Annotated in this window: 10 protein-coding genes and 1 pseudogene; all 11 read right to left on the reverse strand. The window is 40.7% G+C overall.

What is annotated here, in order from left to right; genetic code table 11:
- Position 1 precedes the first annotated feature (1 nt).
- Positions 2-772, reverse strand: a complete 771-nt coding sequence (locus L654_RS0112445; RefSeq protein WP_007585827.1) for a ParA family protein — start codon at positions 770-772, stop codon at positions 2-4.
- 12 nt (positions 773-784) lie between these two features.
- A complete protein-coding gene (locus tag L654_RS0112450; protein ID WP_007585826.1) occupies positions 785-1,744 on the reverse strand; it encodes a flagellar motor protein MotB in 960 nt (319 codons plus the stop codon).
- Position 1,745: 1 nt separating this feature from the next.
- Complete coding sequence (locus L654_RS0112455; RefSeq protein ID WP_007585825.1) at positions 1,746-2,510, reverse strand: flagellar motor protein; 765 nt, start codon at positions 2,508-2,510, stop codon at positions 1,746-1,748.
- Entirely contained in the window at positions 2,503-3,669 is a 1,167-nt protein-coding gene (locus L654_RS0112460) for a chemotaxis response regulator protein-glutamate methylesterase (protein WP_024608162.1), read from the reverse strand. The genes L654_RS0112455 and L654_RS0112460 overlap by 8 nt, the downstream gene beginning before the upstream one ends.
- Before the next feature lie 58 nt (positions 3,670-3,727).
- Entirely contained in the window at positions 3,728-5,935 is a 2,208-nt protein-coding gene (locus L654_RS0112465) for a chemotaxis protein CheA (RefSeq protein WP_024608163.1), read from the reverse strand.
- Between the two features lie 15 nt (positions 5,936-5,950).
- A complete protein-coding gene (locus L654_RS0112470; protein ID WP_007585814.1) occupies positions 5,951-6,724 on the reverse strand; it encodes a protein phosphatase CheZ in 774 nt (257 codons plus the stop codon).
- Between the two features lie 17 nt (positions 6,725-6,741).
- A complete protein-coding gene (gene cheY / locus L654_RS0112475; protein WP_008132609.1) occupies positions 6,742-7,125 on the reverse strand; it encodes a chemotaxis response regulator CheY in 384 nt (127 codons plus the stop codon).
- A gap of 40 nt (positions 7,126-7,165) precedes the next feature.
- Positions 7,166-7,876 (reverse strand): RNA polymerase sigma factor FliA, encoded by a 711-nt coding sequence (locus L654_RS0112480; protein WP_007585810.1) that lies wholly within the window; start codon positions 7,874-7,876, stop codon positions 7,166-7,168.
- A 26-nt stretch (positions 7,877-7,902) separates the two neighbouring features.
- Complete coding sequence (locus tag L654_RS0112485) at positions 7,903-8,763, reverse strand: MinD/ParA family protein (RefSeq protein ID WP_007585809.1); 861 nt, start codon at positions 8,761-8,763, stop codon at positions 7,903-7,905.
- Positions 8,756-10,237: a flagellar biosynthesis protein FlhF gene (flhF, locus tag L654_RS0112490; protein WP_024608164.1), complete on the reverse strand. Its 1,482-nt coding sequence runs from the start codon at positions 10,235-10,237 to the stop codon at positions 8,756-8,758. The genes L654_RS0112485 and flhF overlap by 8 nt, the downstream gene beginning before the upstream one ends.
- A 21-nt stretch (positions 10,238-10,258) precedes the next feature.
- Positions 10,259-11,793, reverse strand: a pseudogene (locus tag L654_RS01000000126030) (flagellar biosynthesis protein FlhA); the annotation flags it as partial.

Raw genomic sequence — 11,793 nt, forward strand, 5'->3', positions numbered from 1 at the left:
ATTAACCTTGTTCAATTAAATATTCTAGCAGTGCTTTATATGCGTATACACCACGCGAACGAGGACAATACTCTACAGGCACTTTTTGCGCAAAGCTTGCATCTCTAAATTTAGTATCTACCGGTATCACACCTGGCCAGACTTTATCACCATATGTACTTTGCAGTGTTTTATATGCTTCTAACGATGCTTTAGTACGTTTATCATACATAGTAGGGATTATAGTATATTGATAATCTTTCGCTTGAGAGGTTTGCATTAATTCCATAGTGCGCATCATTCTATCAAGCCCTTTCAGTGCTAAAAATTCCGTTTGCACTGGCACTAAAATTCGCTCACTTGCTGCAAGCGCATTAACCATTAACACCCCTAAAACTGGGGGGCAATCTAAAATGGCATAATCGTAATGTTCACTGATTTTTGCAAGCGCTTTTTTTAGTATTAATCCCATACCTGTTTTATTACCCATGCTTCTATCAAGCGTGGCTATCGCCATTGTTGCGGGTAAAATATCTAGGTTTTCAAGTGTTGATGGGCATAAAGCTTGAAGTATCTCTTCACTTTGCATGCTCGTGCCACGCGCAAAAATATCATATACGCTGACTTCCAAATCTTCTGAGTCAATGCCAAAGTAATAAGTGAGTGATGCATGAGGGTCTGTATCAATAAGCAACACACGCTTACCCTGCAAAGCTAAAATACCAGCAAGGCTCACTGCTGTTGTTGTTTTACCAACACCACCTTTTTGATTTGCGACAGTCCAAATCTTCACATTACATCCTAATTACTGTTCATTGCGCGTTGTTATGCGAATACCACCATGAGGCAAACGAATTATTTTTATTGTATCGTCATCTGAAGGAAGCTCAATTTCAGGCTCTTCCGCTACTGGCTTAACGGCTTGTTCATCACCTTTAATGTCTTGTATTGGTGGTAAACCATACTTAGAAAGTGCAATAACAACTTTACGATTTTCTGCTCGCCCTTGTTCTGTATCGTTACTTACAAAAGGTGAATATTGACCATAACCTTCTATCGCCATTCTGGCAGAATTAATACCTAATGCTTCCAGCTCTACTAAAATAGATGTTGCTCTAGCAACCGAGAGTTCCCAATTTGAGCGAAATATTTCATTGCGAATACTTTCATCATCAGTATAGCCACGCACCCTAATATAGTTATCTACTGGAGCAATAATATCTTTAACAATTTTGACGACTTGCTTTGCCCTAGAGTGTGCAACTGAGCTACCACTTGAAAATAACATACCTGAGCTTAGCTCTATAATCAGCCAATCTTGATTAAGCTCTAAGCTGGCTTCTCCATCACGAATTTCATCAATAAGCGCTGACTGCAGCTTAGCAAGTAAGCTATCGAGTGGTTTTCCTAAATATTTTTGTTGTATGTTACTTGTATCACTTTGACCGTCGAGTAACTCTGGTCCTTGTTCTTCTTTTAAAATACTTTCACCATAAAGAACTTCTTGTTCAGGTGTCACTCTATCAGTCAATATTCCATTACCATTGACGCCCTCACCTTGCTGGGAGTGCTGGCGGGCAGATTTATCAAAAACGTGTTCAAGGGAGTCTGACAATATTTGAAATTGTTCTTCTTTGTTGATCGCTATCGCATACAGCACCACAAAAAAAGCAAACATAATGGTCATGTAATCGGCATACGATACAAGCCAACGCTCTGTATGTTGACTTTTAGGAGCAGAGTGACGAAGTCGTCGGCGTAGCATGTTATTCGTCCACTAAATTAGGACGCTCTACACGGTAGGCTTCAAGCTTTAATTCTATATTTACTGGGCTTTCGCCAACGCTTATTGCAATCACGCCTTCGGCAAGCATTTCATGGTAAAGCATTTTTTGCTCTACACGCTGTTTTAACTTATTTGCCATAGGTAAAAACAATAAATTAGCTAAACCAACACCATAAATGGTCGCGATAAATGCCGTTGCAACGCCTGCACCAAGCATTTGTGGATCGGTAATAAACGACATTGCCTGTATTAAACCAAGCACAGCACCTAAAATACCAATGGTAGGACTGTAGCCCCCCATCGCTTCATAAACACGTGCAGCTTCAAGCAAGCGATCGCGTTCTAGCAGTAAATCAATTTCAAGCGTGTCACGTAGTTTTTGCTCAGAGCAGCCATCTACAAGCAAGCTTAAACCTTTTGCTGCATATGCATCTGGGTGAGCTAGCGCTTCATTTTCAAGCGCTAAGTAACCTTCTTGACGTGCCTTATGAGACCATCGCTTAACTTGCTCTATTGCATCTTCAATATCATATTGTGGCGCAACAAAAACCCAAGAGCTCATATTTAGCATTTTTTTAAAGGTACTTGCTGATGTTTGCAACATAACAGCACCAAGCGTGCCGCCTAATACAATAATAAGGGCAGGACCATTAAATAAAGCAGAAACAACGCCGCCTTCTAAAGAGTAACCTAAACCTATTGCGCCCAGTGCTACAAATAGTCCAAATATTGAGAGTTTATCCACAACCTACCTCTCTCTTGATACGTGCTGCAACATCGCTTAATGCTAAGCTTTCACTCGAAAGCCCCGCATTAGCAATGGCTTGAGGCATTCCATAAACAACACAGCTTTTCTCATCCTGTGCCCAAATAGTTGCACCCGTTTGCTTTAACATTCTTGCACCGTCACGTCCATCAGCGCCCATGCCTGTTAAAACGATAGCAAGCACATCGCCTTGATACGTTTTTGCTGCACTGGCAAAAGTTACATCTACACTCGGTTTATAACTTATTCTCTCGCTATGATCTTCAAATACGCGCAGTGTTCTATTTGCACCACGCCCTTCTACCATCATCTGCTGTCCGCCAGGCGCTAGATAAGCCGTTCCTGGTTGTAAGCGGTCACCTTGTTGTGCTTCTTTCACTTTTATTTGGCACAGACCATTTAAGCGCGCTGCGAATGCAGGTGTAAAAGCAGCTGGCATATGCTGAATAAGTAAAATAGGGTGAGGGAAATTAGCTGGCAATTGAGTCAGTATAGTTTGTAGTGCAACAGGGCCACCTGTAGAAGTGCCAATAGCCACAAGCTGATATTGCTTTCCACTTGCTCGCATTGAGGCAACATTTGAACCTGACGATGTTGTAGGTGCTGCTCTTTTAAAGCTTCTATCGGGTTGTTTTATCGAAGGCGTTAGTGTGTTTGTTCTTTGCGAAAGTGAGCTTGTTATCGGTTTAGTTGATATTACTGGCTTAGGTGGTGTTGCAGATTTAAACGTTCGCGGTAAACGTCTTCGCCCTATATCTTTCACTTTATTTTGCAAAAGCTTTATAGCGTCTTCATTATTGCGAGCGATGTCTTCAAATTTTTTCGGTAAAAAATCCATTGCTCCAGCATCTAGCGCATCAAACGTTGCTGTTGCGCCATCACGTGTTAGTGATGAAAACATTAAGATAGGCGTTGGATTACTCGCCATTATCTCTTTAACTGCGCTAATACCATCAAGCACAGGCATTTCTACATCCATAGTGATCATATCTGGACGTAGCTGAGCTGCTTTTTCAACAGCTTCTCTGCCATTCACAGCAAAGCCTATAACTTGTATGTCGCTATCTTGCTCAAGAATTTCGCTTACCCTGCGGCGAAAAAAGCTTGAATCATCAACAACTAAAACTTTAACGGCCATTTAGCTCTCTTATTAAATTTATGCGTAGGTATATATTAAATATATACCTACTTTATTATTAGCCTGCGTAATGTTTTAACATGTTTGGAACGTCTAAAATCAGTGCAATGCCACCATCTGAAGTAATTGTAGCGCCTGCCATACCTGGGGTACCTTGTAGTAACGCATCAAGTGGTTTAATTACAACTTCTTCTTGGCCAATTAATGAGTCAACAACAAAACCAATTTGCTGCGTACCAATTTGCACAATAACTACATGGCCTTTTGCTTTTCGCTGTGAACGATCTGAGCCTTTAACTAACCAGTGCTCGAGGTAGAATAACGGTATTGCCTTTTTACGCACAATAATTGTTAATTGCCCATCAACCACATTTGTTTTCGTTAAATCTAAGTTGAATATTTCACTAACACCAGCAAGTGGTAACGCAAATGTTTGTGCGCCAACAATTACCATTAAGGTCGGTAATATGGCTAAGGTAAGTGGTACTTTTATCTCTAAAATAGTACCTACGCCTAACTCAGATTGAATACTTACAGAGCCGTTTAATTGGGTGATTTTAGTTTTCACCACATCCATTCCAACACCACGACCTGAAATATCAGATATCTCTTCTTTTGTAGAAAAGCCAGGTGCAAAAATTAGGTTGTATGCTTCAGTGTCAGAAAGTCGACTCGCTTGATCGTGATCGAGCACACCTTTACTAATTGCTATTTTTTTCAGTTTCTCAGCATCCATACCAGCGCCATCATCTTTAATGGTCAACAAAATATGGTCGCCTTCCTGAGACGCAGATAAAGTAACATTACCTGTTCTAGGTTTACCTGCAGCCTCACGAACAGCTGGCATTTCAATACCGTGGTCAACCGAGTTTCGAACTAAATGCACAAGCGGATCAGCTAGTGCTTCCACTAAGTTTTTATCTAAATCGGTTTCTTCACCTACAAGTTGTAAGTCAATGTCTTTGTTTAAGCTGCGTGCTAAATCGCGTACTACGCGAGGGAAACGACCAAATACCTTTTTAATTGGTTGCATTCGCGTTTGCATAACCGCGCCTTGAATATCAGCAGTCACTACATCTAAGTTAGAGATAGCTTTACCCATTGCTTCACTGTCTGAGTTGGTCGCTAAACTAACCAAACGATTTCGCACAAGTACTAACTCACCAACCATATTCATAATTTGGTCAAGTCGTTTTGTATCTACGCGAACTGTCGTCTCTGCTGCTGGTGGCGCTGATTTTTTAGGCGTTGCTGGCGCTGCTTTAGCAACCGGTTTTTCTACTGGTTTAGAAGCGGGTGCTTTTACAGGTTCTGGTTTTTTTACAGGCACACTCGCTTTTGCAGCTGGTTTAGCTGGGATATTGGGCTGTTTCACAGCTGGAGTGCTTTCTATTGATTTAGGTGCAGTGCCTTTACCATGAAGTTCATCAAGAAGCGCTTCAAATTCATCATCACTAATTTCATCATCTGATGAATTAGCAGTATTTGACGCTGGTTTAGCTGGTTCTACAGGTGCTTTAACTACACTACTTTGCTCAGGTGCTTTACTCGCAACCTCACCAAAACTGCCAACTCCATGTAACTCGTCTAATAAGCTGTCAAATTCATCATCAGTAATATCACCATTAAAATCACTACTACTTGCTACTGGCTTTTCAACTGCAGGACCTTGTCCTTTACCGTGTAGTTCATCAAGTAAGTTTTCAAATTCATCTTCAGTGATTTCGTTTATTTCAGCATCACTAACCGAAGGAGTTCCGCTAAACATTTCATCAAATGCAAATGGATCTTCCTCATCAGCTATTGGCGTATCAATTACTTCATCAAGAGGTTGTTCAACGTCAGTTTCTGAAGCGACTCCGTTAAGCTCGGCTTCTGTTGGAGGTAGGCCCAAAATGTGGAGGGTTTGAAGTAACTCAGGATCTGCTGGTTCTGGCTTATCCCTATTTTGGATAGTCGCGAACATTTCATTAATGGTGTCGAGCGCTTGTAAAATAACATCCATTAACTCTGAATTGACCGTTCGCACGCCTTGACGTAGTAAATCAAATACGTTTTCAGCGCCGTGGCAAGCATCAACAAGTTCTGTCATAGCTAAAAAGCCTGCACCACCTTTTACAGTGTGAAAGCCTCTAAATATGGCATTTAGTAACTCGGTATCTTCTGGATTATTTTCCAGTTCAACTAACTGTTCAGATAAAAGCTCTAGGATTTCTCCTGCCTCTACAAGAAAGTCTTGTAAAATATCTTCATCGACTTCAAACATGCAGTTACTCTCCTCTTAGAAGCCCAAACTTGATAAAAGATCATCGACTTCATCTTGATCAGACACAACATCATTACGCGATTCTTTATCAATAATAGGGCCTTCAGGACCTGCTAAAGTTTGTGTGGCAACTGGTTCTTTTATTTTTTGTTGTTCTACTTTATTCGCTGTGTTGTCACTGTCATCTTGTTCAGCAAACGCTGTTAAAAGATGAAGTAAGCTTTCTTCTACTTCTCTAACAAGTTCTATAACACGGCGAATAACTTGACCTGTTAAGTCTTGATAGTCTTGAGCCATTAGTACATTTGTCATTAAGCTTTGAAGCTCATCCGTTTTATGATGAGAGTTATTCATAAACTTATCGATACTATGGCAAAGTTGTTTAAACTCACCAAGCTCAATCTCCCGGCTCATTAAACGATCCCATGTCGGTTTGATATGAGATATTTCATCTGCAAGTTGCTGAGCTATAGGTAAACTAGCCTCAACAGCATCCATTGTTTTATTAGCCGCATTTTCTGTCATTTCTATAACATAATTAAGCCGCTTTTTAGCATCTGGAATCGCATCTGTCGTTATGTTAGTTAAGCGAGTATCAAGCTCAAAACTTTTAAGTGCTTCGTGCAGTTGACGAGTCAACTTCCCAACTTCAGCAAATAATTTAGACTGCTCTTGCGAAGCTGTCTCTAAAATCAACTGATTAGCTTTATCTTGCTCATCGTTTTCTAAATAAATGACGAGTTGACGAGCTTGTTCTAACGTTATTTGAGGCGCAGCTGGTGCTGACATAAGCCTCTCCCCCATCATTAGCCTAAGCGTTCAAATACTTTCTCTAATTTAGTTTTTAATGTTCCAGCCGTAAATGGCTTAACAATATAACCATTAACGCCAGCTTGCGCTGCAGCTATTATTTGTTCTTTTTTAGCTTCTGCCGTTACCATCAGTACAGGGATATGTTTTAACTTATCATCTGCACGAATTGCTCTTAAAAGGTCAATACCTTGCATTCCCGGCATATTCCAATCTGTAACCACAAAATCAAATACTTGATTTTGTAACATAGGCAAAGCTGTAGACCCGTCATCAGCTTCTTGAACGTTAGTGAAACCTAAGTCACGTAATAGGTTTTTTATAATTCGTCTCATCGTTGAAAAATCATCAACTACAAGAATTTTCATGTTTTTATCCAAAACATCCCCCAGTGAGGTATTAACCTTAGTTTACTTACTACTAGTTTATCCAGTCATTGATTTTAGCTTTAAGCTTAATCATCGCCTGACCATGTATCTGACTTACACGCGATTCGCTTACATCGAGTATATGTCCTATTTCTTTTAAATTCATTTCATCGTTATAGTATAAAGAAAGTACCATTGCATCACGCTCTGGTAATGACTTTATTGCATTTAGCAAAGACTCATTAAACCGATCATTTTTAACATTATTAAAAGGTTTGTCTAGCGCTAAATCTTGGCCTACGGGAGTAATAACATCCTCATCTACACCAAGGTCTTCTATGCCTAATACTTTACTGGTATTAACATCATTTAAAATATGATGGTACTCATTGAGTGAAATTTCAAGTTTTTCAGCAACTTCTGTATCTGTTGGTTCGCGATTCAGACTGCTTTCGAGCCCAGTAATTGCTTCTGCAACTTGTCGGCTTTTACGGTGTACTGAACGAGGAGCCCAATCACCACGACGCATTTCATCAAGCATAGCCCCGCGAATACGAATACCGGCGAAGGTTTCAAAGCTTGCGCCTTTTGTTGCATCAAAGTTTTTTGAAGCTTCTATTAAACCTATCATTCCTGATTGAATTAAATCATCAAGCTGAACGCTAGGTGGTAATCGAGCAATTAGATGACATGCCACTTTTTTAACAAGTGATGCATGTTTCTCAACAATCACATTTAAGTTTTGTGTTGATTGATATCCCATAGCTCTATTCACCAATGTTGTCATAATTAGCCGTTTACTAGTTTCTCAATGAAAAACTCTAAATGCCCAGATGGTTGATTTGGTATTGGCCATTTAACTGCTTTTGTCGCCAGCGCTTTAAACGCGAGAGCGGCTGGCGAACTTGGAAAGAGCTCAACAATCACCTTTTGGCGACGTGTTGCTTTGCGCATATTTTCGTCATAAGGAACCGTTGCTACTAGCTCCATTGAAACATCTAAAAAGCGATCGGTAACTTTAGATAGTTTTGCAAACAATTCAGTGCCTTCACGCATACTGCGGACCATATTGGCAACAATTTTGAACTTATAAACACCGTGCTCGCGGCTTAATACTTTAATAAGTGCGTAAGCATCGGTTATTGATGTTGGTTCATCGCACACTACAACCATTACATCTTGTGCTGCTCGTGAGAAGCTTAGCACCATGTCTGAAATACCAGCGGCTGTATCTACAATTAAAATATCAAATTCGGTATTCAATTCGCTAAATGCACGAATTAGCCCGGCATGCTCAGATGGCGATAATTCAACCATACTTTGCGAGCCCGATGTAGCGGGTACAATTTTAATACCAGCAGGGCCTTCAACTAAAATCTCGTCAAGCTCACATTCACCTGACAAAACGTGTGATAAATTGCGCTCTACACGTAAACCAAGCATCACATCACAGTTTGCTAGACCTAAGTCAGCATCCAGCACTAATACTCTATTACCTTGTTGCCCTAGTGCAATAGCGGTATTTAGAGAAACATTTGTTTTCCCCACACCACCTTTACCACCGGTTACAGCGATAACTTTTACGCCGTTGTTATTGTTTTGACTCATTTTGCGCAGGCCGCTTGCTTGATCTAATACTGTGTTAATCATACATCCCTACTGTACTTGGCGCCACTGCTTGGTGCCTTGAATGTTGTGCTTTTGTTCTTTTTAAATATAACTGCTCAGCCTTTTTCACTAGTTTTTCAGCATTTGCAACACGAATATCTTCTGGCACTCGTTGACCGTTAGTAAGATACCCTATTGGAAGGCGATTTTGAATCGCAATACTAATAATCTCACCCAAACTTAATGATTCATCTAACTTAGTGAAAATACAACCACTTAACTGTACTTTTTTAAAGTGACGTACTGTTTCTTGTAATACATTAATTTGTGCCGTTGCGCTTAGTACTAAGTAGCTGCGAATATCCACACGTTGGTTACGCATTAACGTGTTTAACTGCTCAGTTAAACGTAAATCTCGCTGACTCATACCTGCTGTATCAATTAATACTAGACGTTTATTTCGTAAATGATATAAAACTTCAGCTAATTCATTAGCATCTTTAACTTGCTTTACACCACAACCAATAATACGGCCGTAAGTAGCAAGCTGTTCATAAGCACCAATTCTGTATGTATCAGTAGTTATTAAGGCCACTTTATCAGCGCCATATTTTTGTGCACCTAACGCTGCAAGCTTAGCAACTGTTGTTGTTTTACCAACACCTGTTGGGCCCACTAACGCATATACACCACCTTGGCGAAGTATTTCATTATTGGTTGTTTGCATTTGGTCTTCGACCATAGCTAGTAGGGCCTTCCAGCCTTGTTGGCGAGATACATCATCAGGTACAAAACATGCCATTTGTTGCGCTACTTCTTTATCAATACCCATACCGACTAAGCGGTCAACCATGCAAGCGCGTGTTGGATCGCGACGCGCCATATCTTGCTGCATTAAGCCTGATACTTGATGCTCAAGTAATTGACGAATTGCGTTCATTTCTTCACGCATTGTTGTCATTTCTTCGCTTTCATTATTGGGTGTTTGTTGGCGAGCCGTTACTGGACTATCTAAATCATCAAAGTCGCTGTCTAAATCATCAAAACCTAAGCTATCCGCTTGAGTTTGTGGACGAACTGGCGCTGCATTTTCAGGGGCAAACATATTTTTAGTACGCTGTTCCATAACTGGTTCTTGATAGTTATCGGTAGTATCAATACCTGATTGTGAAAACATTGATGCAAGTTCAGGGGAGCGAGGACGCGGTGATTGGCGCTCTAATAAAGCCTGTAGGCTGTCAGCCACTTTTGCTTGCGGCTCTGGTTTGGCACGCTGAGGCTCTGGTTTTACAAAATTATGCACACTTTGCTGTGGTACTTGAGCACGCGGCTCTGCAGTACGTTGTGGTTGCGATGCTACTTTAGGGGCTGCTTTGTCATAATCAACTGCCGCTACAATTTCTACACCGTTAGCCAGCTTCTTATTTGACATAATAACCGCATCAACACCTAACTCATCTTTAACTTCTTTAAGTGCTGTGCGCATATCTTTAGCAAAAAAACGTTTAATTTTCATGATTCAACCCCTGTTAAAATCTTATTGTTGGCCTACAGAGCTAACAATCTTGATCTGTCTTTCGTCTGGTACCTCTTGATAAGACATCACTCTCAATCCTGGAATGGTGTACTTAACAAAACGAGATAACACAGTGCGTAACATTCCTGACGTTAGCAATATAGAAGGTTCACCGGCCATTTCTTGATTTTGATGCGCTTGTGTCAATGACACTTGAAGTCGCTCTGCAAGTCCAGGCTCAATACCGGCACCTTCATCGCCTGCATTTTGTAATGACTGATGCAACATCTGTTCCAACTCAGGTGCCAAGGTTATGACAGGGATTTCTGATGACATGCCAACCGCATCTTGAACGATTAACCGACGCAGAGAAATACGCACTGCAGCCGTTAATACATCAGGGTCTTGGCTACGCGGACCATACTCAACAAGGGTTTGAACAATTGAGCGCATATCGCGAATAGCTACACCTTCATTCAATAAATTTTGCAGTACTTTTACAATTGCAGTTAATGGCAACACATCAGGTACTAGTCCTTCTACTAAGCGAGGGTGGCTTTTAGCAAGCATATCAAGCAGGTTTTGAACTTCTTCATGCCCTAGTAACAACGCCGCACTGTTAGTTAATAACTGGCTAATATGAGTGGCAACTACAGTTGCTGAATCTACAACGGTATAACCTAGCGATTGCGCTTCATCTTTTTGATCAGGCTTGATCCATACTGCATCAAGGCCAAACGCAGGATCTTTGGTTTCAACCCCTTTAATTGGGCCAAATACTTGCCCGGGGTTAATTGCTAGCTCGTCGCCATGTTTAAGTTCGCTTTCACCTGTTGAAACACCCATTAGCGTTATTCTGTAAGCATTAGGGTCAAGCTCTAAATTATCGCGAATATGAACAGGTGGTACTAAAAAGCCAAGTTCTTGAGAAAGCTTTTTACGTACACCTTTAATACGATTAAGTAGCTCACCACCTTGAGATTGATCTACCAACGGAATTAATCTGTAACCTACTTCTAAGCCAATTACGTCAACCTGTTGAACATCATCCCAACCAAGTTCTTTTTGCTCTTGTTTATTGGCAATACCTGTTGCAGCGCTTCCGCCACTGGCGGNTCGGCTTCTGCTGCAGCGGCTTTTAACTTAGTTTGCTGTGTGTAGTAAGCTAAATAACCCAGTAACGCACCTAAACTTAAAAAAGCAAAATGCGGCATACCAGGCACTAAACCCATGATGATCAAAATACCTGAAGCAATAAAGAGTGATTTTTCGTTACCTAGTTGTTTCTTAAATTGGTCACCCATATTGAGCGACTCATTTTGACGTGTTACAACAATCGCGGTACCAATTGAAAGCAGTAAAGAAGGGAGTTGAGCAACTAAGCCATCACCAATGGTAAGTAATGTATATACTTCCATTGCGTTGCCAAAACTCAAATTATGTTGAATCATACCGACAAATAAACCACCAACAATATTGATGATTAATATAACAATACCTGCAATGGCATCGCCTTTTACAAATTTACTCGCACCATCCATTGAGCCGTAAAAATC

Source organism: Pseudoalteromonas sp. TAB23 (genome assembly GCF_000498075.1).
Taxonomy (GTDB): Bacteria; Pseudomonadota; Gammaproteobacteria; order Enterobacterales; family Alteromonadaceae; genus Pseudoalteromonas; species Pseudoalteromonas arctica.

Coding starts and splice junctions, on each gene's coding strand:
- L654_RS0112485 (WP_007585809.1), bottom strand. CDS start 8,763: ATGATTAACACAGTATTAGATCAAGCAAGCGGCCTGCGCAAAATGAGT.
- L654_RS0112480 (WP_007585810.1), bottom strand. CDS start 7,876: ATGGGATATCAATCAACACAAAACTTAAATGTGATTGTTGAGAAACAT.
- L654_RS0112450 (WP_007585826.1), bottom strand. CDS start 1,744: ATGCTACGCCGACGACTTCGTCACTCTGCTCCTAAAAGTCAACATACA.
- L654_RS0112470 (WP_007585814.1), bottom strand. CDS start 6,724: ATGTCAGCACCAGCTGCGCCTCAAATAACGTTAGAACAAGCTCGTCAA.
- flhF (WP_024608164.1), bottom strand. CDS start 10,237: ATGAAAATTAAACGTTTTTTTGCTAAAGATATGCGCACAGCACTTAAA.
- L654_RS0112460 (WP_024608162.1), bottom strand. CDS start 3,669: ATGGCCGTTAAAGTTTTAGTTGTTGATGATTCAAGCTTTTTTCGCCGC.
- L654_RS0112465 (WP_024608163.1), bottom strand. CDS start 5,935: ATGTTTGAAGTCGATGAAGATATTTTACAAGACTTTCTTGTAGAGGCA.